Genomic DNA, 24,162 nt, shown 5'->3' with positions numbered 1-24,162 from the left:
CCCGTCCCCGTGACAGGGGCGCGACAGAGCCCCCGGCGCATTCTTGCGTCATGACCACTTCATCCACCCGCGTCCCGGCGGTCCGCGCCGAGGGCCTCGTCAAGACGTTCGGCTCGAACCGGGCCGTCGACGGCGTCGATCTCGTCGTCGAGGCGGGCACCGTCTACGGCGTGCTCGGCCCCAACGGCGCCGGCAAGACCACCACCATCAGCATGCTCACGACGCTGCTGCGTCCCGACGGCGGTCGCGCCGAGATCTTCGGCCACGACGTCGCTCGAGAGCCCCACGTCGTGCGCCAGCTCATCGGCCTGACCGGGCAGTTCGCCTCGGTCGACGAGAAGCTCTCGGCCACCGAGAACCTCATGATCTTCGGCCGGCTGCTCGGCCTCTCGCGCCGCGATGCGCGCCGCAAGGCGAGCGACCTGCTCGAGGAGTTCGGCCTGACCGAGGCGGCCTCCCGCCCCCTGGCGAAGTTCTCGGGCGGCATGCGTCGCCGGCTCGACCTCGCGGCCTCCCTCATCGCCCAGCCGCCGCTCATCTTCCTCGACGAGCCCACCACGGGCCTCGACCCCCGCACCCGCGGGCAGATGTGGGACACGATCCGGCGGCTCGTGTCGTCGGGTTCCACCGTCGTGCTCACCACCCAGTACCTCGACGAGGCCGACCAGCTGGCCGACCGCATCGCCGTCATCGACCGCGGCCGCGTCGTCGCCGAGGGCACGGCCCTCGAGCTGAAGGCGTCGGTCGGTCAGGCCTCGCTCGTGCTGCGGCTGCAGCCCGGTTCCGACCTCGACCTCGCCCGCACGACCGTGGCCCGGGTGCTCGACGCGACGGCGATCGTCTCGCCCGAGGCGGCGCGCCTCACCGTGCCGATGTCCGACCCCGACCGGGTCACCGATCTGCTCGTGGCCTTCCGCGAGGCGGGCGTGCACCTGAGCGAGTTCAGCGTGCAGCAGCCCACCCTCGACGAGGTCTTCCTCACCCTGACCGGCGCCGGAGTGCCGGCCGACGACGCCGGCGCGCACGAGAGCGCCGCCCCTCTCGAAGGAGTCCGCGCATGAGCGCCCTCACCCTCTCGCGCGACCTGCCCCGCACCGCGGGTCTCGCCCAGACCGTCCAGAACACCCTCACGATGGCGGGCCGCGGTCTGCTGAAGATCCGCCGCACGCCCGAGCAGCTCATCGACGTCACGGTGCAGCCGATCCTGTTCACCCTGATGTTCACGTACATCTTCGGCGGGGCGATCGCCGGCGACGTGCAGAACTACCTGCCCATCATCATTCCGGGCATCCTCGTGCAGACCGTGATCACGACCTCGGTCGTGACGGGGACGCAGTTGCGCGAAGACATGGACAAGGGCGTGTTCGACCGGTTCCGCTCGCTCCCGATCGCGCGCATCGCGCCGCTGTCGGGCGCCCTGCTGGCCGACACCGTCCGCTACGCGATCGCCACCACGATCACCTTCGCGATGGGCTACCTGATGGGTTTCCGTCCGGCCGGGGGGCTCTGGGCCGTGGTCGCTGCGGGACTGCTCGTCATCGTCTGCTCGTGGGCGATCAGCTGGATCTTCGCCTTCTTCGGCGTCATCGCGCGCAGTGCATCGAGCGTCCAGGGCATCTCGATGCTGATCCTGTTCCCCCTGACGTTCCTCTCGAACGCCTTCGTCCCCTCGAACACCATGCCCTCGTGGCTGCAGTGGTTCGTCGACGCGAACCCGGTGTCGCACCTGGTGTCGGCGGTGCGCGACCTCGTCAACAACGGCGTCGTCGGCTCCGACGTGCTCGTGTCGCTGCTCGGCGCCGCGGTGATCGTGGCGGTCTTCGCCCCGCTCACGGTGCGCGCCTACATGCGCAAGGCCTAGTCGAGCAGGGCCGTGAGGGTCTCGGCATCCACGTCCGACAGGGCGGTACGGATGCCACCAGCGGGCGCCGAGGTCTCCTCGGCGCCCGCTCCCGTGCGTGCGCTCACCCACACGTGGAACGGGTCGTGCACGTCGGCGGCCCCGCGCACCGCGGTGGCGCGGGCGAGGGCCTCGCGCGCTCGGGCGGAGCGCCCGGTGACGGCGTTCCACCCCGCGATGGCGAGCAGCACCGACGCGATGATCGGGTGATCCTGCGACGAGATCGCCGCCGAGAGCGCGGTGCGCAGCGTCACGCGGGCCTCGTCGTCTCGGCCGAGCAGCAGCAGGGCCTGGGCGCGCTGCGCGTCGAGCCACGCCGAGAACTGCTCGGGGATGCCGGGCTGCCCGCGCAGATCCACCAGGCCGACCACCCGCAGGGCGGCCTCGCCGTCGCCCGCCGCGACCTCGACCTGGGCCGCGGTCATGTACGCCTGGGCGAGCGAGCGCACCGATCCGTCGGCCTGGGCCGCGTCGTCGATCGCGCGCGCGCGGACCCGTGCCTCGTCGAGGCGGCCGAGTCGCAGCAGAATGCCCACCGCCTGCGACTGCTGCTGCAGAACGTCGGGGACCGACGACAGGCCCTGCACGGCCGCCGCCGAGCGGTCCGTGACGGCCAAGGCATCGTCGAGGCGGCCGGCGAGCGAGAGCCATTCCGCGCGCGACTGGCTCGCGAAGCCCGTGCCCCACGGGTCGCCGATCGTCTCGAACATCGCGAGCGCGCGTTCGCTCTCACGGTCCAACGCGGTCATGTCGCCGGAGTTCTGCGCCGATCCCGCCCGCAGCGCGTGCAGGATCGCCCGCGTCCACGCCGGGGCGGCGGCGAACTCCTCGTCGGTGACGTCGACGTGCCACGTGCGCGCGGCGTCGCCGGCGCCGCTGCGCAGCACCGTCTGGGCCAGGCGCAGCAGGGGCGGCACCAGCGCGGTGACGTCGGATCGATTCCGGTGAGCCGCCTGCTCGAGTTCGGCGCGGCGGGCGGTGTAGCTCTCGAGGGTCACCGTCGACGGCCGACCCGGCGCGGGGAACGCCGCGGCGAACAGGGCGACCGCCTCGACCACCACGCGGGGCTCGTCGTCGAGTGCGGCGGTGGGATCGGCGAACTCGGCGACGGCGCGGCGCAGGTCGTCGGTGCGTTCGCGCACGGCCCACGGCCACACGAGACTCCGCAGCAGGCGCACCCCCGCGCGCCGGTCGTGCGCCTCGGCGCAGACGCGCAGGGCCGCGGTGAGGTTCTCGTCGTTCTCGTCGAACCAGGCGAGGGCGTCGCGCAGGCCCGGTCCGCGGGTGCGCGCCTCGCGGGCGGCGGCAAGCTCCGTCAGCACCACGGCCGCGCGCAGGCGGTACGTCTCGGCGGCGCCGTCGGTGCGCAGGCGGTCGAGCCCGTACTCGCGCACGGTCTCGAGCATGCGGAAGCGGGCGTCGCGACGCACGAGCAGCGAGCGGTCGACGAGGGCGTCGAATTCCTCGGCATCCACCTCGAAGGCGGCAGCCACGGCCGCCGCGTCCCCGGCGCCGATGCCGTCGGCGAAGACGGCCGAGGCCTGCAGTGCGATGCGTTCGCCCGCAGAGAGGGTGTCCCAGCTCCAGTCGATGAGGGCGCGCAGGGTGCGGTGGCGCTCCACGCTCAGGCGGGGACCGTGCGACAGCAGCGCGAACCGGTCGTCGAGGCCGGCGTCGATCTCGGCGAGGGTGAGTGTTCGAGTGCGGGCGGCGGCGAGCTCGATCGCGAGCGGCAGGCCGTCGAGGCGCTGCACGATGCGCTCCGCCGTGGCGCGTTCGTCGTCGTCGGGCAGGCGGCCGCGTGCGGAGCGCACGCGCTGGGCGAAGAGCATCCGGGCATCGGTCGGCGGCAACGGCCCGAGATCGACGAACGCCTCGCCCGGGATGCCGAGGGGCTCGCGGCTGGTGGTGAGCACGCGCACGCCGGGACTCATGCGCAGCAGCGCCAGGGCGGCCTCCGCGGCTTCGCGCACGAGGTGCTCGCAGTTGTCGAGCACGATCACGACGTCGCGGCCGGCCACGGCCTCGGTGACCCGGTCGAGCGGAGAGGCCGGGGTGGCCGCGGTCTCGGGCAGGCGGATGCGACGGCCGACGGCGCCGGCGATCGCGGTCCACACGTCTCCGGCGGCGGCCGGGGCGAGCTCGACGACGATCGAATCGGCGACCGCGCGGGCGGTCTCGATGGCGAGCGTGGTCTTGCCGGCGCCACCGGGGCCGATGACGGTGACGAGGCGGTCGGTGCGGAGCCGCTCGCGGATCGCGTCGAGCTCGTCGCCGCGGCCGACGAGGGCGGTCAGCGCGGCTCCGACGGGCGACGCCGCCTGTGCGGACGCGGTGGGCGTGGATGCCGTCGATGTTTTCGCGGCGGCGGCGATCAGGCCCTCGGCGTGGGCGCGGTCTTCGAGCAGGTCGCGCACCAGCCAGTCGAAGCCCTCGTGCGGGGTCCATACGTCGCCGGTCCACAGTGCCAGCGCCGCGCGAGCGCGCTCGGGGTCGTTCGCCGCTCGGGCCTCGGCGACCAGGTCGGCGAAGCGGGTGACGTCGACATCGTCGCGTGTGAGCTCGAGCCGGTACCCGCCGGGGGTCGACGTGACGAGCCCCGCCGGCAGCGACCCGCGCAGGCGCGAGACGAGCGACTGCAGGGCCGCGCGGGGATCGTCGGGGGCGTCGCGCACCCAGACGTCCTCGGCCAGCGCGCGGGTGCCCACGGTCGTCCCGGCATCGATGGCGAGGCGCAGCAGCAGGGCCTGTCGCGCACGCCCGGGAACGACGACGGCCTCGCCGTCGTCGGATGTCACGGCCAGGCCGCCGAAGAACCTCACCCGCACGGTGTCCAGACTAGGTCGCGCGACACGGTCCCCGCGGAGCGCGGGGGGGCGGCGGAGGGGATCGGGGAGTCGATGGCGGGCCGCGCGTTCGGTCGGTGGCCGCACTGCGCCCCCCACTGGGGAGGATGGGCGCCGTGGACAACCCGGGCCGGGAGCAGGGACTTCGTTAGCCTGGGGTCGACGACCGACGCCGAGGGGGCACGATGACGGAAGTCGATGGTGGACGAGAGTTCTCCGGTCCTGCCTGGCCGCCGGGGTCGGGAGCGCTCGTCGACACCTCGCGCTGCCCGTCGTGCTTCACCCCGATCACCGCGACGCCGTGCGTCTCGTGCGGACTGAACCTCGCCGACTCGCGCACCGCGCGCGTGCTCGAGCTGTCGCAACGCATCGTCGAGCTCGTCGACGAGCGCACCGACGTGCTCCTGCGGGTCCACCGCGAAGCCGCGGAAGCGACGGCTGCGGCCGCTCCGGCTCCGGCTGCGGGGGAGCGGACGCCGGCGGGGCCGGCCCCCACCGAGGTGCCCCGTGCCCCTGCCGCGACCAACGTTGCAGCCAAGACTGACGCCGCAGCCACCACCGACGCCGCAGCTGCGGCCCCGGTGGCGGCGGAGCCCTCCGCGGCGGCCTCGGCTCCGGTCGCGGCGACCGAGGTGGTCTTCGCGCCGCCGTCGGGGGCGCCGGTTCTTCCTGTGCCCCTCGACCCGTCGCCCGCCCCCGCCCCGCCGTTCGTCGGGGGCCCGCCCTCCGCCGTGGCGGCGCCGACGGGGTCACCGCCTGCCGGGTCCCCGCCGGCCCCGTCCCCGCCGGCCCCGTTCCCGCTGGCGAAGCCGCGCCGCTCGAGCGTGCAGGTGTTCCTGCTGTCGGTGGGCGTGGTGCTGCTCGCGGTCGCGGCGGCCTTCTTCCTCACCGTCGCGTGGATCAGCGGTGGCCTCGTGCTGCGGTCGATCATCATCGGTCTGGTGACCGCCGCGATCATCGCCGCCGCGTCGATCCTGCGCCGACGCGGTCTCGGCGCCACCGCCGAGGGCATCGCTCTGCTCGGCATCGCCTTCGTCGCCCTCGACGTCTGGGCCGTGCGCGCCAACGACCTGGGCGGGGCGATGAATGTCGAGCCCCGCGTGTTCTGGGGAGTCACCTCGATCGTCGCGGGCGGAGCCTTCGTCGGGTGGGCGCGGCTCTCGCGGCTCCGTGCCCCGCTGTCGACCGCGGTCGTGTCGCTCGCGATCGGCCCGGCGGTGCTGGTCACCGGCCTGGTCGAGCGAGATGCCGCCCTCGGCGGGTACGCCGGGGGCCTCGCGCTCCTCGTCGTCGCCCTGGCGGCCCCGTTCGCCCCGCTCCTCGCCCGCCGCCCGCGGCCCGCACTCGCTGTCGAGATCGCCGTCGTACGGGGACTCGCCGCCGTCGGGGCGGCCGTCGCGGTGACCGCCGCCCTGCTCGTCGACCCGCGGAATGCCGCGAGTCCCGCTCTGCTGTCGGCCGCCCTCGCGGTGGCTCTCGCGCTGCACGCCCGCTCGCTCGCCCGGCGCGGTGCCGCGCGTCTCGCCCCCACCGCGGCCGTGCTGTCGGTGCTCGTCCTGGGCGTGGGCGTCGCCGCCTCCGCCGTCCGCACGGCCGACGCCGCGCTGTCGGCGACGGTTCCCGTGCTCATCGCCGCCGCTCTCGCGCTCGGTCTCGACGCCGCTGCGCGCCGCGCCACCCCCGGCGTGGGTCGGACCACCGTCGTGACCGCTGCCTGGGCGGCCGCCCTCGCCGCCGCGCTCGCCGCGGTCGTCCCGTTCTTCTGGGCGCTGACCGCCTTCGGCGCCCCGGTGCGCTCGATCATCTCGACGTTCGGGCAGTCCGCCGTCGACACCACAGCTCCGGATGCCACGAGCACCGCCGCCGTCATCGCGCTCGCCGCCATCGTCGCCCTCGCCGCCGTCGTCTGGCGCCTCTCGGGGTCGTGGCCGCAACGCCGATCGCCCGCGCTCATCGCCGCGGCGACCGTCGCCCTGCTCGTCGGGCCCCAGCTGCGGGTGCTCCTGCTCGTCGTCGGCTGGTACCTCGTGCTGGCTGTCGTCGCCCTCATCGTCCTCCGGCGCCGGCGCGGCGACATCGCGCTCGCCGCGGTGGCCGGGTCGATGGCCCTCGGCATCGGCTGGCTGCTGTCGTTCTCGTCTCCGCTCGCCTGGGGGCTCGCTTCGATCGTCGTGGCCGCCGTCCTCGCGGCCGCCGCGGGCGTGCACCCGGGGCTCCGCGTGCCGTCCACGGTGTCGGTCGTGCTGTTCGTATCGGGGAGCGCTCCGTTCGTGCCCCCGGCGATGCGCATCGGCGCCGATGTCGTCATCGAGGGGTTCTCCCTCTTCATCGCGTCGCTCGTCATGGCCTCCCTGTGCCTGATCGTCCTCGTGCTCCCGCTCGTCCGCGGGGTGGGGCTCACCGCGGCGCAACGCCAATCCGGAATCGTCTCGGCCCTCGCGGTGATCGCTGCCGTGGGACCACTGGCGCTCTTGTTCCGCACGGGGGTGGCGGCCGACGTCTGGATACTCGCTTCGGCGGCCGTTTCGGCGGGGGCGTCGGCAGCCGTGCTCACGGTGCCCTACCGGTCGTGGCGTGTGGCGAGGCCGGCCGCGGCCCTCCTGGCCCCGCTGCTCGTGGCGGGCGCGGCCGGGGCGGCACTGCGTCTCGTCGACGCGGCCCCTCTCGCGCGCGTGGTCGTTCTCGCGGCGATCGCCCTCGTGGCCGCTGCGGCGGCGCTCCGCCTGCTGCGCGCCGACGCTCTCACCCGCGCATTCCTCGACGCCGGAACGGCGATCGTCGTGGCCCTGTCGATCGCCGATGCGCCGTCGCAGGGCGTGCGGTGGATCCCCCTCCTGCTCGCCGCGGTGACCGCGATGATCTGGGCGACCGACGTCGATGGCCTCTTCCGTTCTCGTGGCCCGCGGCGTCATCTCGTCTGGCTCGCGCTCCTGCTGGGAACGCTGGCCCTGTGGACCCGGCTGTTCTGGCAGCAGACCGAGGCCGTCGAGGCGTTCACGGTGCCCGTCGGCGTTGCGCTCCTCGCTCTGGCCGCCGGTCACGAGCGTGCGCGACGTCTCGTCGACGGTCGCTCCGTGACCGGTCCCGCGGTCATCGCCGCCGCGGGAATCACCGTCGCTCTCGCCCCCGGCGCCCTGGCCACCCCCGACGACACCGTCCGCACTCTCGTCGTCGGCGCTGTCTCGGCCACGGTGCTCGTCGCCGGAGCCTGGGTGCGCCCCGCGCGCACTCCCGACGAGCTGCCCGTCGCCGTCGGTGCCTCGGGAGCGCTCGCCCTCGTGCTGCTGACGGTCTCGCAGCTCGGGCACGCGGCCGGTCGCGGGGGCATCGGTCTCGCCGATCTCGTCTTGATGGTCACGGCGGTCGCGATCGGGGTGGCCGCGCGGGGAGTGACCCGTCGCCCCGCGCCGTGGGCGCCGGCATCGGCGCGCATCGCCGCGGTGACGGCGGCCGCGATCCTCGCCTTGGGCTCGACGGCGCTCGTCGCCGCCGACGGGGGGCCGATCGTCCGCACGGTGGGAGCGATCGTCGTACTCGGCGCCCTCGGCGTCGGCGCTCTCCGATCCGCATCGCCGCTGCTCGGCATCCCTCTGTCGATCGCCGGACTCGGCGGCGCGGGTCTGGTCGCCGTCGCCGGGGTGGGAGTCGACGTGCGCCCGATCGAGTGGACGACGATCCCGCTTGCCCTGGCCTGGATCGTCGCCGCCCTGCTCGAGCGCCGCCGCCCGATCACGCCGCCCTTCGTGCTGCTCGCCGCGGCGGGGCTGACCGTGGGACTGCTGCCCTCCGCCGTGCTCGCCGACACGTCGCCGGCCCGGGCGATCGGCGTCGCCGTCGCGGCGATCGCCGTGCTCGTGGGGGCGGTGCTCCTTCTGCGGCACGCGTTCGCCCCGCTCCTGACGCCCGTCATCGCGGTCGCGGGACTGGCGCTGATCGTCGCCGCGTCGCTCCGCGCCCTGCGCGAACTCGCCACACCGCTCTTCGACGTCTGGATGCTCCTCGCGACCGTCCCGCTGGCGGGTGCGGCCGTGCTGCTGCTCCGGCGCCGCGCAGCCGTCGCCTCGTGGATGCCGGTGGTCCTCGCCCTCGCCGCCCCCTCGGTCGCGGTCGCGCTGACCTCGGCGCGTCTGTCGGCGACGGGGGAGGGCGCTGTGCGCCTGGTCGTGACGCTCGTCGCCGTCCTGACCCTGGGGCTGTGGTGGCGCGGCCGGATCGTGTTCTGGGCCGTGATCGCCCTGTCCACCGTCCTCGCCCTCACCGCGATAGTCCTCGGAAGCGCCGACCCCGTCGAGGCGGCCACCGCTCCTCTCGCCGCAGCCGTCGTCTTCCACGGCATCCGGTCCCTGCATCGGCATCCCGAGCTGCGCACCTGGCCCGCCCTGGGGATCGGTCTCGGGCTGCTTCTCGTCCCCTCGCTGCTGTTCGACTTCGGCGCCGACAACGCCCTCTGGCGCGTCCTCGCGCTCGGCGTCGTCGCTCTCGCGGTGCTCCTCATCGGCGCACGGTTGCGCTGGCAGGCCCCCGTGCTGCTCGGCGGGGTGGTGCTCATCGTCCACGCCGTCGCCCAGCTGTGGCCGGGGATCACCGCGCTCTACGAGAGCGCGACGGGTCTCTGGTGGCTGTGGCTCGGCATCGCCGGCGTCCTGCTCATCGTGGTCGCCGCGACGTACGAGCGTCGCATCCGCGAGGTGAAGGCGGTGGCGCTGGCGATCCGCTCCCTGCGCTGAGCGCGCTTCGGGGCGACCGACAGGTCGCCCCAGTCGCCCGGAGGGTTCAGATCACGGGGCCGTGGGCGGCGAGCGGAGCCCCGGAAGAGGGGGTCCTCCAGTTCGAGCGGCAGAGGACGACCAGGACCGCGGTGATCGCCACGGCGTAGATCGCCACGGCGATACCGCCGGGGGCACCGAGCGCCGTGAGGGCGGGAAGCACCAGCATGAAGCCGCCGACGACCAGGCAGACGAGCACGAGCGCGCGATCGGTGGACGCCCCCCGCTCGGTCTGCGCACCTCGACGGGCCAGGAGGAACGCCCGAATCGCCACCACGGCGAAAAGCACGGCGAGAAGCAGGTTGCCGGGGAGGGCGAGGAAGGCCGCACCGACCGAGGCGCGCCACACGTCGAGAGCCACGAGCAGGGTGACGAGCGTGATCGGAACGAGAACCGCGGCGATCACGCCACGCCAGAGGGCGGAGCGCGTGATCGCCCGCTGCACCGGATCGCTCACTGGCTCGCGAACCCGGGCCACGCGGTCGCGCGCTCAGCGACGCCCTCGATCTGGCTCTGTGCGGCGCTGACCGCGTTGTCGAGTTGCACATTGGCGCTGATGATCTGCACGAGAGCGCCCGCGATCGCCGTGACCATCGCGATGATCGCGGCGGGTGCGGTCACGATGCCCGCCAGGCATCCGATGCCGGCGATCAATCCGCCGATGAGGGTGCCGAGCGTGGTGTACATGAGGGTGGTGAACACGTCGAGGCCCCCGGCGAGCTTCTCGAGCGACGCGGTCACCGGCGTCGAGATGGCGGACTCGAAACCGGTCAGCGTGGTTCGCTGCGCGGCGACGGCCTGCTGATACTTCTCGGCGCCTTTGCCCGCCCATTCGTCATCGGTGGCGAGGGTGTTCGGATCGATCCGCCGGGTGAGGTTCGCCAGCTCCGAGGCGGCCTCGGTCCGCCAGCGACCGATCATCAACCGGAGCTCTACACGGTTGCCGGGCCGGCGGTACGGGTCGCTGATGACCTGCCAGAATTCGTCGGCCCGGTCCATCAGCCAGTTCCACGCGTCCTGGACCGCGTCGGCTGCCCAGCGAAAGACGACCGGGACGTTCGACAGGATGCCGTTGACCGTGGAGCGGGCGTCCTCGAGGTGCCGCTCGATGTCGCGGACGAGTTCGACCCATTCGGGGGTGTCCGCGCCGCCGGTGACCGTTGTCATGTGTTCATCCTTCCGCTGTCCCGACGGTGTCGGGAAGTGTGTGTCAGTACTGCGCTTCCCAGAGACCGGTCGTGGTGCTCACGTTGTCTTCTTCGTTTCGGATGTACATCTCCCGGACGTTGCGCAACTCTGTCGCGCCAGCGGTCGCGGTGGTCGACCCGTCTTGAAGATAGGCGCTCACCGCGTCGACGACGGTTCCATAGCTCGCGAAGAGCGCGTCGCCTTTCCAACAGAACACGGCGTCGCTCGAGCGCAGGCCGATGACGGCGTTGGCGGCTGTCGTGAGTTTCTCTCCCACCTCATCCCAGACGGCGGCGTCGTTCTGGAGCGCGTCGGCGGCGACGGCGATCTGGTCCGGATCGGCCATGGTCACTCTCCCTTGGTCAGCAGGCGAACGAGCTCGACCGGATCGGCCAGCTCGGTGGCGTACACGTCCAACGGCGTCCCGTCGAAGAGCCCGTGCGGCGTGGAGTCTTCCGGCGCCACGCGTGCAGCCGCCAGGGCGGCGCGCAGAGCCGTTGTCACCTCTGCGCCGTCGGCTGAGGCGAGCCACTCGCGATCGAACTCCAGTTCGCGCAGGTCGTCTGCCGGTCCGATGACCACGCGGACGTGCCCCGCCTGGTCGCTCGCCGTCGTCACGCTCGACGCGCGTTCTCTCACGATCTGGAGGCTGGCACGCAGGCGCTCGGAGTAGTCCTCGAGGAAACGGTTGACGTTTCGGTGCAGGACGTCACCGTCGGCGTCTTCGATGAGGCGATCGATCTCTCCTCCGCGTTGCGTCGCGGCGAGGGTGGAACGGGTGGGGACTGCCGGTGCGTCCGCTCCGAAGGCCTGCGTCCAGGCCGCGAGACGTTCGATCGCGGCGGTACCGACCGTCGTGAGGATGACGGTGGCGAGTTCGTCGGGACCGATCGCAGATCGCCAGAACTGTCCGACCTCGATCTCGGGGCCGTCGTCGACCCAGTGCACGGCAACCTGGTGGTGCGGATCTTCCGTCACCGTCGACTGTTCGCCTGACAGCGCGGCCTGCATCTGATCCGCTTTGCGCGTCACCTCGTCATGGAGCGCGAAGAGATGCTCATTATCCGCCGACATGGTCCCCCAACCTTTTCGTCGCACACCCCGGGCGGCCATCGCCCGATGTCTACAGCGGTCCAGGCTAGTGAGTGAACATCGCGGTGGCGAGGCCTATGAGAGAACCCTCATGTGAGTGTCCGCGGTGTGCCGAGCGGGATCAGCACGTCCAGCCAGCCGAACGCGAGGAACAGCAGACTGCCCCTCGGTGCCCGCGGGCGAGCCTCAGGCCTTCGCTTCCTTCGCCGCCGCTTTCGCCGCGCGCTTGTGCTCGCGCACCCGGGTGAGCGATTCCGGGCTCGTGATGTCGGCGACAGAGCGGAACGATCCGTCCTCCCCATAGGGCGCTGAGGCCTCACGCCACCCGGCCCCGTCGAAGCCGCACTGCTTGCCGAGCAAGGCGAGGAAGATCTTCGCCTTCTGCTCGCCGAAGCCGGGAAGCGCCTTCAAGCGCTTCAGCACCGTGGCGCCGTCGGGGTCGTCGCGCGTCCAGAGGTTCTCGGCGTCGCCGCCCCAGTCCTCCTCGAGGGCCGCGCACAGCGCTCGCACGCGCCCCGCCATCGAACCCGGATAGCGGTGCACGGCGGGCGACTGCGAGAAGGTGGCCGCGAAGTCGTCGGGGTCTTCGTGGGCGAGGGTCGCGGCATCCATCGATCCGACGCGCTCCTGGATCTTCAGCGGACCGGCGAACGCGGTCTCCATCGCGACCTGTTGGTCGAGGAGCATGCCGATCAGCAGCGCGAGCGGGTTGCTCGACAGCAGCTCGTCCGCGGCCGGGTCGTCGGTGATGCGCAGGCTCATGCGTTCATTCTCGCGCGTTCCCCGCGCGAGGGGTGCGGCCCGGGAATCGTGCACCCGAGGTATCAGCGGGGGCGGTCTCGCGGTCGGTCTCCGCTCACGCCGGCTCGGCGATCCACTTCTCGGCGAAGGGCACGGCGGACATCGTCGCGAGGTCGGCCGTGATCTCGTTCAGCTGCGCGGTGAAGTCGTCGACGTCACCGGGAGGCAGGCGTTTCACGATCGACCCGTCGACGCGCCGGATCACGACCTCGCTCACCGATGGCGCGACGCTGCCCGCGTCGAAAAGGCCGAGCACCACGGTGCTCGCCCACCGCAGCCCGTTGCGGGCGCGATCCTCTCCCGCGACGACGTAGACCTCGGATGCCGGTGTGCTCACGGCATCCATCCTGCCTGACGGGCGCCCGCGCCTCAGCGCGAGCCGGCGTGCCTCAGCCCGCGTCGGCGATGTCGTCGGGGCGGGCGGTGCCGCGCTCGACGAGGGGCTCGGTGACCTCGATGCCGAACAGCGCCGACAGGGCGTCGACGTACTCGTCGGCCCGGCCGGTCTCGGCCAGCTGGTGCGCGCGGGTCGTGGGGGTGTGCAGCAGCACGCCGACGAGGTGGCGGAGCGCCTGCTCGGTCTGCCCGCCCTCGTCGCCGCGGGCGCGGACGCGCGCCACCTCGGCGTCGAGCACGCCGAACACGTGGGCGCGCAGGGCGACGACGGCGGGGGTGATGTTCTTGCGTTCGCCGACCGAGACGAAGCGGCGGGCGGCGTCGCGCACGAGGTCGCGCGCGGCGTCGGTGGCCTGCAGTTCTTCGAGTGGGGCGTGCAGGCGGATGGTCTCGAGGTCGAGCAGGTCGACGCCCGGCACGGTGGCGACGTCGGGGTCGACGTTGCGGGGCAGGCCCAGGTCGATCACCAGGCGCCGCGCGGTGTGGTCGACGGGGCATCCGCCGGCGGTCGCCTCGACGGCGGCTTCGGCGCGGGTGCGGCCCGCGGCGAAGGTCGCGGCGCTGACGACGTGGTGCTCGCTGGTGGTGCAGGTGATGACGAGGTCGGCGTGGGCGACCGCCATCGGGAACGTCTCGGCCGAGACGGCGCGCAGGCCGTGCTTCGTCGCGAACTTGGTCGCCCGACCCGAGGGGGAGTGCACCGAGATGTCGGCGGCGCCCTGATCGCGGAGGGCGGCGACCGTGGCCGCGGCGTACGCGCCGGTCCCGACGAGCAGCACTCGCTGCGTCGACCAGTCGGCGATGCGGCTGTCGGCGAGCTCGAGGCCCAGGCGCACGAGCGAGCGGCCGGCGCGGCCGATGGCGGTGGAGTTCTTCACGCCGCGCTGCGCTTCGGAGGCCCGCTGGAACAGACGCTCGAGTTCGGCGGAGGTGGTGCCGAGGGCGCGGGACTCGGTGAGCGCGCGGCGCACCTGACCGGCGATCTCGCCCTCGCCGACGACGACGGATTCGAGACCGGATGCCACCGAGAACAGGTGCTCGGCCACGTCGCTTCCGCCCAGCACGGTGTACGAGCCCTCGAGTTCGCTGACCGGAACGCCGGTGGCGGTCGCGATGGCGGCGAGGGTGGCCTCGATGCCCAGGGCGACGCCCGCGGTGACGGGCTCGTCCATGTCGACGTACGCCTCGAAGCGGTTGCAGGTCGCCACCACGACGGCGCCCTGAACGCACTCGTCGTGCTCGGCGATCAGAGGCGCGACCGGGGTCGCGGGTACGCTGAGCCGCTCGAGGAGCTCGAAGGACGCGGTCTTATGACTCGCGCTGACGCACAGCAGCACGTTCATATTCTACGCCCGCGCCCCGTGGGGTATTCCGGTGGGCCGCTCGACGTCGAGGCATCCCCCTGGTCGGCCGTCGCCCAGTGGGAGGATGGATGCCATGGCCTCCCTCGACGCGCCCCTGCTCCGTGCCCTCCGCGGCGACCGCCCCGAGCGGCAGCCGGTGTGGTTCATGCGACAGGCGGGGCGCTCCCTGCCCGAGTACCGCGAGCTGCGCGTGGGCACCCGCATGCTCGACGCGTGCCTCACCCCGCACCTCGCGGCCGAGATCACGCTGCAGCCCATCCGCCGACACGACGTGGACGCCGCCATCTTCTTCAGCGACATCGTCGTACCCCTGCGGCTCGCGGGCGTCGACGTCGTCATCGAGCCGGGCCGCGGGCCGGTGTTCGCCGACCCCGTGCGCACGGCCGACGACGTGGCGCGGATCACCGCGATCGACCCGGCCGAGGTGGCCTCCGCGGCGGAGCCCGTGCGCGAGGCCGTGCGCCTGGTCACCGCCGAGCTCAGCGACGCGGTGCCCCTGATCGGTTTCGCGGGGGCTCCCTTCACCCTCGCCGCCTATCTGGTCGAGGGTGGTCCGTCGAAGGAGCACCTGCGGGCTCGCGGGATGATGCACGCCGACCCGGCGTCGTGGCACCGCCTGGCCGGCTGGCTCTCCAAAGTCTCGCGCGCCTTCCTCGACGCGCAGATCGACGGGGGAGCGCAGGCCGTGCAGCTGTTCGACTCGTGGGCCGGATCGCTCTCGCCGGCCACGTTCCGCGAGTTCATCGCCCCGCACTCGCACGCGGCGCTCGAGGGCATCGACGTGCCGCGCATCCACTTCGGCGTGGGCACCGGAGCCTTCCTCGACGACATGCGCCTCGGCGGGCTCGCCGACGCGGTCGGCGTCGACTGGCGCATGCCGCTCGACGAGGCGGCGGCCCTGGTCGGTCCCGACGTGACCCTGCAGGGCAACATCGACCCGGCACTGCTCGGCGCGCCCTGGCCGGTGCTGGCCGCGCACGTCGACGACGTGCTGGCCCGCGGCCGCGCGGCCCGCGCGCACGTACTCAACCTCGGCCACGGTGTGCCCCCCGACACCGATCCCGAGGTGCTGACGCGCATCGTCGCCCGCGCGCACGGCGCAGACGCGTGAGCGAGCCCCTCGAGCGGCTGGCGCGTCACGCGCACGAGACGCACGTGGTCGTCGTGGGCGGGGGGGTGTCGGGTCTCGTCGCGGCGCGGGAGTGCGCCAAGGTCGGCCTGCGGGTCACGGTGCTCGAGGCGTCCGACGCGGTGGGCGGCGTCGTGCGTTCCGCCGAGGTCGGCGGCATCACCCTCGACGTGGGGGCCGAGAGCTTCGCGACGCGCGGCGGCATCGTGCGCGAGCTCCTCGACGACCTCGGCCTCGCCGACGACGTCGTGTCGCCGAATCCGGCCGGTGCGTGGGTGGTCGGCGTGCCGGGCGTCGGGGCGGCCCCGCTGCCGAAGGGCGGGGTGCTCGGCATCCCCGACAATCCCTGGGCGCCCGACGTGCGCCGTGTCATCGGATGGTCGGGGGCGTGGCGTGCCTACGTTGACCGCCTGCGGCCCCCGCTCACCATCGGGCACCAGCACAGCCTCGGCAAGCTCGTGCGCTCGCGTCTCGGCGCACGCGTGCTCGACCGCCTCGTCGCCCCCGTCACGAGCGGGGTGTACTCCGCCCGCCCCGACGACATCGACGTCGACCTGGCCGCCCCGGGCCTGAACGCCGCCCTCACCCGCGTCGGTTCGCTCACCGGCGCCGTCGCCGACCTGCGGGCGCGTCGTTCGGCTCCGCGGCCCGCCGATGCTCCGGCATCGGATGTCCCCGTCGCCGGCGGTCCCGCGTCGAAGACCGCGGCGCCCGGCGGGGCGGTCGAGGGGATCGCGGGCGGCATGTCGCGCCTCGTCGACGCGCTCGTCGATCAGCTCGTCGAGCGCGGGGTCGAGCTGCGCACCGGCGTCGCCGCCGAGCGTCTCGACCCGCGCGACGGCGGCGAATGGACCGTGGCGACCTCGGCCGACGACGAACCCCTCCACGCGCACGCCGTGATCGTGGCGCTTCCCGAGGGCGCCGCCCGCGCCCTGCTCGCCCCGGTCGTCCCGGGTCTCGACCTGGGCGACCCCGTGGCGCCGGTGGTCGAGGTCGTCACGCTCGTCGTGCACGCGCCCGAACTCGATCGCGCGCCGCGCGGCACCGGCGTGCTGACCGTGCCCGGCAGCCACATCGCCAAAGCGCTCACCCACTCGAGTGCGAAGTGGGACTGGGTGCGGGATGCCACCGAGCCCGGCGTCCACGTCGTACGGGTCTCGTTCGGAGCACAGGGTGAAGAGCCCGCCACCTCCGCCCTCGACGACGATGCCGCCGCCGCCCTCGCCCTCTCGGAGGCCGCCGCCCTGCTCGGCGTCGAGCTGCCGAGCTCGACCCTGCGTGCCGCGCACCGGGTGCGCTACGTGCAGTCGCAGCCGGCGGCGACCATCGGACGGGCCGCCGAGACGGCCGCCGTGCGCGGGGCGATCCGCTCCGTCGCGGGGCTCGGGGCCACGGGCGCGTGGATCTCGGGCACCGGGCTGGCGCAGGTGATCCCCGATGCGCGCGACGAGGCCGACCGTGTGCGCAGCGACGCGCTCTGGCGACACTGACGGGCGCCGTTCTTCGTCATCCGCCGCCGTGTGTCAAGGGTGGATGCCGTAATGGGAATACATGGCTACTGTGAGAGTCGACCAGCACTCGTTCGAGCGTGAGGAGACCCCATGAGGGGCAAAGCAGCACTCGTCGTCGGACTCGTGGCGGGCTACGTGCTCGGTGCACGCGCAGGCCGCGACCGGTACGAGCAGATCAAGACGCAGGCCGAGAAGGTCTGGGACCAGCCCGTCGTCCAGGGACAGGTCGAGAAGGTCAAGGCGTTCGGCGTCTCGGCCCTCAAGTCCGTCCCCGGTGTGGTGTGGAAGGGCGCGAAGTCGGTCACCGGCGCCGCGACCCAGTCCGGCACCGCCCAGGAGCGCGCGGAGCGCGCCACGCGGGCGGCGAAGCAGTCGGCCTCCGAGGTCGCCGACGTCGTCGAGGATTCCGTCGACGACGCCAAAGAAGCCGAGAAGGCCGCGACCACGCGTGCGCGCGCGTCCAAGAGCGGCTCCACCTCGTCCGGGAGCTGAGGCATGACCACTCCTCGCGGGTTCCGCGATCGTTCCGACGACAGCCTGTTCACGCTGGTCGGCGACATCCCCGAGCTCGTGCGCAACCTCGTCGTCGCCGAGACCAACGGCGCCAAGGCGTGGGCGCAGCGCACGGCCAAAGACGCCGGGATCGGCGCCGGCTGGTTCGTCGGTGCGCTCATCGTGCTGTTCTGGGCCGTGCCGGTGTTCTTCGCGTTCGTCATCGCGGGACTGTCGTCGTGGTGGCCGGTCTGGCTCTCGGCGATCGTCGTGTTCGGCGTGATGATCGTCATCACCGCGATCCTGGCTCTGCTGGGTTACCTGCGCTTCAAGAAGCTGTCGAAGCGCGAGAACCCCGGCGAAGCGATCGCCGAAGACGTCCGCATCGTCAAGGAGGCCCGCGATGAGTATTGATCGTCCCGTTCCCGTGCCCCGCACCGCCGTGCCACTGGGGATCACCGATCCCGTCCAGTCGGCCCGCGCCGAGTTGAAGGCTGCCCTGGCCGCCCTCGAAGACAAGGCGAACATCCCGCGCCGCGCGAGCGAGGCCGTCGACGACAAGGTCCGTGAGGTGCGCGAGAGCGCGCAGCGCAATCCCGCCGCGGCTGCCGCCGTCGTCGCGGGGGTCGCGAGCCTCGTCGGCCTGGCCGTCTGGAGCATCGTCCGCGCCTACACGCGCTGACACTCATCGAAGCGGCCCGTCCCCGTCGGGGCGGGCCGCTTCGTCGTTCGCAGGATGACCGGCCCGAGCGCCGATCCGAGTCCGTCTACGGCTCGTTCGCGAACAACCCGTCCAGAAGATCCTGGAAGTACTCCGGCGTCACCGCGATCGGACCGGCGTACGCGTGGTCGAACCCGGCGATGGCGTACAGCAGCAGGGCGACGAACAGCGCCAGCATCCCCGACATCAGCAGGTGCACGCGCAGGTTCCGCACCTCGATCAGCCCGATGAGGATGGCGTTGAGCACCGCGCCCACCCCGAGCACGATCCACAGCACGCTCGGAAGGGCCAGGTGGGTCAGCGCGATGCGGTCGCGCCGGTCGTGCACCAACTGCTGGAACTGCTCGAGGGCCTCTTGCACGTAGACCACCTCGACCGCCGAGGTCGGCTCCACGGCCTCGATGGCGCTCTGCATGGCGGTGATGTTGGCATCCGTCTCCATCGGGATCTCCAGGTGCCGCTGCATCGGCCAGTCCTCGTCGATGACGTTGCGCGTGTACTGCACGATCTGCTCCTGCAGCTCGTCGGCCTGCGGCTCGGGCAGCAGCGTGGCGCTGCGGTACAGCGTGGCCAATGACGACGACTCATCGAGCACGACGCCGTCGACCTCGGTGAAGTTGCCGTACGCGGCGGCCGCGATCAGGGCGAGCGTCACGCCGTAGAAGACGCCGTAGGCGCCGACCGCGTAGCTGAGCACGCGGTCCCACTCGTCACCCTGCGGGGCGACTCTGAAGACCCACTTGCGCAGCACCAGCAGGATTCCGCACGAGCCTCCCACCACGAGCAGGATGAACATCGGCAACCCCACAGCCATGGGGAGGTCGTACAGCCACATCGGGCACCCTTTCGCGGGCGGCGTCCCCCGACGCCGTCGACGCACATTATCAATGCGCGTCGACGCCTGCACGCAAGAGTGTGCTTCGGCGGCGAGTCAACCGGTTTGGCCCCCCGCCCCGACGGGACGAAACTGGAGGCATGTCCCACGACAGCTCCTCCTCCGTGTACACGCTGTGGGCGGTCTTCCGCCGCGATCCCGAGAACCCGGTCACCGCCACCGAGGCGACCGAGCTCGCCGACCTCGTCTCGCTCGTCGAGGCCGACGGCGTCACCGTCCGCGGTTTCTACGACGTCAGCGGCCTCCGCGCCGACGCCGACCTCATGGTCTGGCTCCACGGTGAAGACCCCCAGGCCCTTCAGCGTGACCTGCGGCGCCTGCGCCGCACGGAGCTGCTGAAGAACCTCCTTCCCACTTGGAACGCCATGGGCGTGCACCGCGACGCGGAGTTCAACCGCTCGCACGTGCCCGGTTTCCTCCGCGGCATCGAGGCGCAGCAGTGGCTCTGCCTCTACCCCTTCGTGCGCAGCTACGAGTGGTACCTCCTCCCCGAGGAGGAGCGCCGCGAGATGCTCATCGAGCACGGCAAGAAGGGGTCGCAGTACCGCGGCGTCATCGCCAACACGGTGGCCTCGTTCGCCCTCGGCGACTACGAGTGGCTCCTGCCGATGGAGGCCGACGTGCTCACCGACCTCGTCGACATGATGCGCGACCTCCGCTACACCGAGGCTCGTCGCCACGTGCGCGAGGAGGTGCCGTTCTACACCGGCCGTCTGGTCGCGCTCGACGAGATCCCCGAGATCCTGCAGTGAGCGCGCCCCTGCGGCTGGGGACTCGTCGCAGCACGCTGGCGATGGCGCAGTCGCAGATGGTCGCCGACGCCGTGGCCGCGGCATCCGGTCGCCCCGTCGAACTCGTGCCCATCGTGTCGGAGGGCGACGTCAACCGCGCCTCGCTGTCTCAGCTGGGCGGACGCGGCGTCTTCGCGAACGGTCTGCGCGAGGCTCTCGCCGCCGACCGCTGCGACTTCCTCGTGCACTCGCTCAAAGACCTGCCGACGGCGCAGCCCGACGGTCTCGTCATCGCCGCCACGCCCCCGCGAGAAGACGCGCGCGATGTGGTCGTGACCCGCGACGGCGCGCCCCTCGGCTCACTGGCCGCGGGTGCTCGGGTGGGCACCGGTTCGCCCCGCCGCATCGCCCAGGCCAAGCGGCACAACCCCCGTCTCGACATCCGCGACATCCGCGGCAACGTCGACTCGCGTCTGGGGCGCGTGCGCGATGGGGAACTGGATGCCGTCATCCTCGCCGCCGCGGGCATCTCGCGCCTCGGGGGCGACCTGGGCGGGCTGCACGCCGAGGCGCTCGGGCTCGCGGAGTGGCCGACGGCCCCGGGGCAGGGCTCGCTCGCCATCGAGACGCGCGACGACATCGATCCCGACATCCTGGTTGCGCTCGTTCAGCTCGACGACGAGGACACCCGCGTCGCGATCACCGCGGAGCGCACCGTGCTCTCGGCACTCGACGCGGGGTGCAGTGCTCCCGTCGGCACGCACGCCGCCCTCGCCGACGGGGACCTGCGGCTGCGCGCGGTGGTCTACGCGCTCGACGGTGCACGAAGGATCGGCATAGACCGAACTGTGCGTCTCGCACCGGGGTATGGTGGGGAAACGGGCAGCGGCAATGGAGCGGATGCTGCCGACGACGGGGGTCCGATCGCGCGAGCGACGCGAGCGGGCCGAGAAGCCGCGCGTCGGTTGCTCGAACGTGGGGCGGCCGACCTGGTACCACGAGAGTCGACCACATGAATGAAGGCCACCGGCACACGCCGCACCCCACGACGGGCAGCACGCCCAAGCCCCTCGCGGGCCGGCGCGTCCTCGTGCCGCGCGGTGGTCCCTGGGGTGATGGCGTCGCGGCGAGTCTGCGTCAGCGCGGGGCCGTTCCCGTCATCGCGCCGCTGATCAACTTCGCGCCCACGAACGACCAGGCCACCCTCGAGCAGGCGCTCGCCGAGCTGGCCGACGGGGTGTTCGACTGGCTGACGCTCACCAGCGCCACCACCGTCGACGTCCTCTACGCCTACAAGGCCGTCATCCCCGCCGGCACCAAGGTCGCCGTCGTCGGCGAGACCACGGCCGCGGCGATGCAGGCCGTGGGCTACCACGTCGACCTCGTCCCCGAACGCGACAACTCGGCCCAGGGCATGGCCGAGCAGATGATCGACCTCGAGTCCGAGCCGCGCAAGGTGCTGACCCTGCGCAGCGAGATCGCGAAGCCCGTGCTCACGCGCCTGCTGATCGAGGCCGGGCACGACGTGCGCAGCGTGGTCGCCTACCGCACCGTCGGTGTGCCGGTGTCCGACAAGATCGCCGGCGACGTGCACTCCGGTCGCATCAACGCCATCCTCGTCACCAGTGGTTCGGTCGCGGAGCAGGTGGTCGATCAGTTCCCCGAGATCCCGGCATCCACCGTCATCGCGGCCATCGGTCCGCGCACGGCCAAAGACGCCAAGCGCGCCGGTCTCAGCGTCGACGTCGTGGCCGACACGCAGACGGTCGAGTCGCTGATCGAGGCCGTCGCCCGCTTCACCCTCGGCCCCGACGAATCGACCTCATGAGTTTTCCCGAGCACCGCCCGCGGCGCCTGCGTCGCACCCCCGCCGTCCGTCGTCTCGCGCGCGAGACCCACCTCGTGCCGTCGCAGCTCGTGCTGCCGATGTTCGTGCGCGAGGGCATCGCCGAGCCGAGTCCGATCGGCTCGATGCCCGGCATCGTGCAGCACTCGCTCGATTCGCTCCGCCGCGCCGCGGCCGAGGCGGCCGAGCAGCGCATCGGCGGCGTCATGCTGTTCGGCGTCCCCGAGACGCGCGACGCCGTGGGCTCGGGAGCCGACGACCCCCGCGGCATCCTGAACGTCGCGACCGAGGCCGTCGTGGCCGAGGTGGGCGACGCGCTGGTCGTGCAGACCGACCTGTGCCTCGACGAGTTCACCGACCACGGGCACTGCGGGGTGCTCCGCGACGACGGTGCCGTCGACAACGACGCGACCCTCGAGCGGTACACGGCCATGGGTCTCGCGCAGGCGCGGGCGGGCTCGGCGATGCTGGGCCTGTCGGGAATGATGGACGGCCAGGTCGGCGCGGTGCGCGAGGCGCTGGATGCCGAGGGCTTCACCGACACGCTGATCCTCGCCTACTCGGCCAAGTACGCCGGAGCCTTCTACGGCCCCTTCCGCGAGGCCGTCGACTCGCAGCTGACGGGCGACCGCCGCTCGTACCAGCTCGACCCCGGCAACGGGCGCGAGGGCGTGCGCGAGGCGCTGCTCGACGTCGAAGAGGGCGCCGATGTGGTCATGGTCAAGCCCGCGCTGCCGTACCTCGACGTTCTCGCCGACGTGAAGGCCTCGGTTGACGTGCCGGTGTGGGCCTACCAGGTGTCGGGCGAGTACGCGATGGTCGAGGCCGCTGCGGCGCACGGCTGGATCGACCGCCGCGGTGCCATCCTCGAGAGCCTGCTCGGCATCCGCCGCGCCGGCGCCGACGCGATCCTGACGTACTGGGCCGTCGAGGCGGCCCGCTGGCTGCGCGCCGAGCTCTGAGCCCCCCTTCTTTTCGCGTGAGTCGCCACGATTTGTCGCTTCGCTGTCCGCGGAAGCGACAGATCTTGGCGACTCACGCGCGTGCACCCGGGAGAATTGACGCATGACCGATCTCAACGACCAGTGGTTCGCCCGCGCCAAAGACGTCATCCCGGGCGGCGTGAATTCACCCGTTCGCGCCTACGGGTCCGTCGGCGGAACGCCGCGGTTCATGCAGTCGGCGTCGGGGCCCCGCATCACGGATGCCACGGGTCGCGAGTACGTCGACCTCGTCGCCTCGTGGGGTCCGGCCCTTCTCGGCCACGCGCACCCCGAGGTGGTCGAGGCGGTTCGGTCGGCGGCATCCCGGGGTCTGTCCTTCGGCGCGCCGACGGGGGCCGAGGTCGAGTTGGCCGACCTGATCGCCCACCGCGTGCAGGTCGGCGATCTGGCACCGATCGAGAAGGTACGCCTGGTCTCGACCGGCACCGAGGCGACCATGACCGCCATCCGACTGGCGCGCGGAGTCACCGGCCGTGACCTGCTCATCAAGTTCGCCGGGCACTACCACGGTCACTCCGACGGGCTGCTGGCGGCCGCCGGATCGGGGGTCGCCACGCTCGCCCTGCCCGGCTCGGCCGGCGTTCCCGCGCCCATCGCCGCGCAGACGCTCGTGCTGCCCTACAACGACCTCGACGCCGTGCGCGAGGTGTTCGCGGTGCACGGCGAGAACATCGCCGCGATCATCGTCGAGGCGGCCTCGGCCAACATGGGCGTCGTGCCGCCGCTGCCGGGCTACAACGCCGCGCTCGCCGAGATCGCACACAGCCATGGCTCGCTGCTCATCATGGACGAGGTGCTCACGGGCTTCCGCGTGCACCCCGCCGGCTTCTGGGGGCTCCAGGCCTCGCGGGGCGAGACGTACCTGCCCGACATCCTCACCTACGGCAAGGTCGTCGGCGGGGGCATGCCGCTGGCCGCCCTGGCCGGTCGCGCCGAGATCATGGACCACCTCGCGCCCCTCGGCCCGGTGTACCAGGCGGGCACGCTGTCGGGGAACCCGTTGTCGGTCGCCGCGGGCCTGGCGACGCTGCGCCTCGCGACGCCCGAGGTCTACGCGACGGTCGACGCCGCGGCCGAGCGGGTCGCCGACGCGCTCGATGCCGCCCTGAGCGCCGAGGGGGTCGTGCACGCGATCCCGCGCGCGGGCTCGCTGTTCGGCGTCGCGTTCCTGCCCGAGATCCCCCTCGACTACGCCACGGCGCTCACCCAGCAGTCGTGGCGGTACGCCGCGTTCTTCCACTCGATGCTGGATGCCGGCATCTCGCTGCCCCCGAGCGTGTTCGAGGCGTGGTTCCTCACCGCGGCGCACGATGACGACGCCCTCGCGCACGTGGTCGACGCCCTGCCGGCCGCGGCGAAGGCGGCGGCGGAGGCCTTGGACCCGACGCTGCTCGCCCAGTAAGGGCGGCCGCGCCGGGGTCATCCTCGCGAGGGAGCGGTTTCGTCCTTCGTGATGATGTGCGGGCGGACCCGGGCGACG

At 72.7% G+C, this 24,162-nt stretch carries 22 protein-coding genes; 13 read left to right on the top strand and 9 right to left on the bottom strand.

The genetic code is table 11. The features are described from left to right. Positions 1-50 precede the first annotated feature (50 nt). Together IFU19_RS01430 and IFU19_RS01425 are read left to right on the top strand one after the other, a co-directional pair. Complete coding sequence (locus tag IFU19_RS01430; RefSeq protein ID WP_055934806.1) at positions 51-1,061, top strand: ATP-binding cassette domain-containing protein; 1,011 nt, start codon at positions 51-53, stop codon at positions 1,059-1,061. Beyond that, the gene (locus tag IFU19_RS01425) at positions 1,058-1,861 is read left to right on the top strand and encodes an ABC transporter permease (protein ID WP_055832750.1); all 804 of its coding nucleotides are present in this window, start codon (positions 1,058-1,060) and stop codon (positions 1,859-1,861) included. The genes IFU19_RS01430 and IFU19_RS01425 overlap by 4 nt, the downstream gene beginning before the upstream one ends. Here the strand turns inward: IFU19_RS01425 and IFU19_RS01420 are convergent. Continuing rightward, a complete protein-coding gene (locus IFU19_RS01420; RefSeq protein WP_192012720.1) occupies positions 1,858-4,728 on the bottom strand; it encodes an AAA family ATPase in 2,871 nt (956 codons plus the stop codon). The genes IFU19_RS01425 and IFU19_RS01420 overlap by 4 nt on opposite strands. A 203-nt stretch (positions 4,729-4,931) precedes the next feature. Between IFU19_RS01420 and IFU19_RS01415 the strand changes: the two genes are divergently transcribed. Then, complete coding sequence (locus IFU19_RS01415) at positions 4,932-9,473, top strand: SCO7613 C-terminal domain-containing membrane protein (protein ID WP_192012719.1); 4,542 nt, start codon at positions 4,932-4,934, stop codon at positions 9,471-9,473. Positions 9,474-9,519: 46 nt separating this feature from the next. Here the strand turns inward: IFU19_RS01415 and IFU19_RS01410 are convergent, their stop codons facing one another. The 7 genes from IFU19_RS01410 to IFU19_RS01380 form a co-directional block, all read right to left on the bottom strand. Beyond that, entirely contained in the window at positions 9,520-9,969 is a 450-nt protein-coding gene (locus IFU19_RS01410; RefSeq protein ID WP_192012718.1) for a hypothetical protein, read from the bottom strand. After that, positions 9,966-10,679, bottom strand: a complete 714-nt coding sequence (locus IFU19_RS01405) for a hypothetical protein (RefSeq protein WP_191915388.1) — start codon at positions 10,677-10,679, stop codon at positions 9,966-9,968. The genes IFU19_RS01410 and IFU19_RS01405 overlap by 4 nt, the downstream gene beginning before the upstream one ends. 43 nt (positions 10,680-10,722) lie before the next feature. After that, positions 10,723-11,052 (bottom strand): hypothetical protein, encoded by a 330-nt coding sequence (locus tag IFU19_RS01400; RefSeq protein ID WP_192012717.1) that lies wholly within the window; start codon positions 11,050-11,052, stop codon positions 10,723-10,725. Then, positions 11,049-11,774, bottom strand: a complete 726-nt coding sequence (locus IFU19_RS01395; RefSeq protein ID WP_192012716.1) for a hypothetical protein — start codon at positions 11,772-11,774, stop codon at positions 11,049-11,051. Before IFU19_RS01395 ends, IFU19_RS01400 begins: the two co-directional genes overlap by 4 nt. 204 nt (positions 11,775-11,978) lie before the next feature. Then, complete coding sequence (locus tag IFU19_RS01390; RefSeq protein ID WP_192012715.1) at positions 11,979-12,554, bottom strand: HhH-GPD-type base excision DNA repair protein; 576 nt, start codon at positions 12,552-12,554, stop codon at positions 11,979-11,981. Positions 12,555-12,648: 94 nt separating this feature from the next. Continuing rightward, entirely contained in the window at positions 12,649-12,930 is a 282-nt protein-coding gene (locus IFU19_RS01385; protein ID WP_055832758.1) for a hypothetical protein, read from the bottom strand. Between the two features lie 52 nt (positions 12,931-12,982). Beyond that, positions 12,983-14,326, bottom strand: coding sequence for a glutamyl-tRNA reductase (locus tag IFU19_RS01380; protein WP_192012714.1), 1,344 nt, complete (start codon positions 14,324-14,326; stop codon positions 12,983-12,985). 100 nt (positions 14,327-14,426) lie between these two features. On the opposite strand from IFU19_RS01380, the gene hemE reads away from it, so the two are divergent. From hemE to IFU19_RS01355, 5 genes are all read left to right on the top strand, one after another. Then, positions 14,427-15,464, top strand: a complete 1,038-nt coding sequence (gene hemE, locus IFU19_RS01375; RefSeq protein ID WP_192012713.1) for a uroporphyrinogen decarboxylase — start codon at positions 14,427-14,429, stop codon at positions 15,462-15,464. Beyond that, entirely contained in the window at positions 15,461-16,972 is a 1,512-nt protein-coding gene (gene hemG / locus IFU19_RS01370; protein ID WP_192012712.1) for a protoporphyrinogen oxidase, read from the top strand. The genes hemE and hemG overlap by 4 nt, the downstream gene beginning before the upstream one ends. 111 nt (positions 16,973-17,083) lie before the next feature. After that, positions 17,084-17,485, top strand: a complete 402-nt coding sequence (locus tag IFU19_RS01365) for a hypothetical protein (RefSeq protein WP_055832761.1) — start codon at positions 17,084-17,086, stop codon at positions 17,483-17,485. A gap of 3 nt (positions 17,486-17,488) precedes the next feature. Further along, entirely contained in the window at positions 17,489-17,899 is a 411-nt protein-coding gene (locus tag IFU19_RS01360) for a phage holin family protein (protein WP_192012711.1), read from the top strand. Further along, entirely contained in the window at positions 17,889-18,167 is a 279-nt protein-coding gene (locus tag IFU19_RS01355; RefSeq protein WP_055832763.1) for a hypothetical protein, read from the top strand. Before IFU19_RS01360 ends, IFU19_RS01355 begins: the two co-directional genes overlap by 11 nt. Positions 18,168-18,252: 85 nt before the next feature. On the opposite strand, the gene IFU19_RS01350 is transcribed toward IFU19_RS01355, so the two are convergent. Then, on the bottom strand, positions 18,253-19,041 hold the full coding sequence (locus IFU19_RS01350) for a bestrophin-like domain (RefSeq protein WP_055832764.1): 789 nt from the start codon (positions 19,039-19,041) through the stop codon (positions 18,253-18,255). Between the two features lie 140 nt (positions 19,042-19,181). Here IFU19_RS01350 and hemQ point away from each other — a divergent pair, with 140 nt between their 5' ends. The 5 genes from hemQ (at position 19,182) to hemL (ending at position 24,084) form a co-directional block, all read left to right on the top strand. Continuing rightward, on the top strand, positions 19,182-19,853 hold the full coding sequence (gene hemQ, locus IFU19_RS01345) for a hydrogen peroxide-dependent heme synthase (RefSeq protein ID WP_055832765.1): 672 nt from the start codon (positions 19,182-19,184) through the stop codon (positions 19,851-19,853). Further along, a complete protein-coding gene (hemC, locus tag IFU19_RS01340) occupies positions 19,850-20,848 on the top strand; it encodes a hydroxymethylbilane synthase (protein ID WP_192012710.1) in 999 nt (332 codons plus the stop codon). Before hemQ ends, hemC begins: the two co-directional genes overlap by 4 nt. Beyond that, positions 20,845-21,660, top strand: a complete 816-nt coding sequence (locus IFU19_RS01335; protein WP_192012709.1) for a uroporphyrinogen-III synthase — start codon at positions 20,845-20,847, stop codon at positions 21,658-21,660. Before hemC ends, IFU19_RS01335 begins: the two co-directional genes overlap by 4 nt. Then, entirely contained in the window at positions 21,657-22,640 is a 984-nt protein-coding gene (gene hemB, locus IFU19_RS01330; RefSeq protein WP_192012708.1) for a porphobilinogen synthase, read from the top strand. Before IFU19_RS01335 ends, hemB begins: the two co-directional genes overlap by 4 nt. Before the next feature lie 103 nt (positions 22,641-22,743). Further along, on the top strand, positions 22,744-24,084 hold the full coding sequence (hemL, locus tag IFU19_RS01325) for a glutamate-1-semialdehyde 2,1-aminomutase (protein ID WP_192012707.1): 1,341 nt from the start codon (positions 22,744-22,746) through the stop codon (positions 24,082-24,084). Positions 24,085-24,162: the final 78 nt, after the last annotated feature.

This window comes from Microbacterium sp. CFBP 8794, from assembly GCF_014841235.1.
GTDB lineage: Bacteria > Actinomycetota > Actinomycetes > Actinomycetales > Microbacteriaceae > Microbacterium.
The sequence above is the reverse complement of the archived record's forward strand: the minus strand, read 5'-3'. Positions and strand labels throughout refer to the sequence as shown.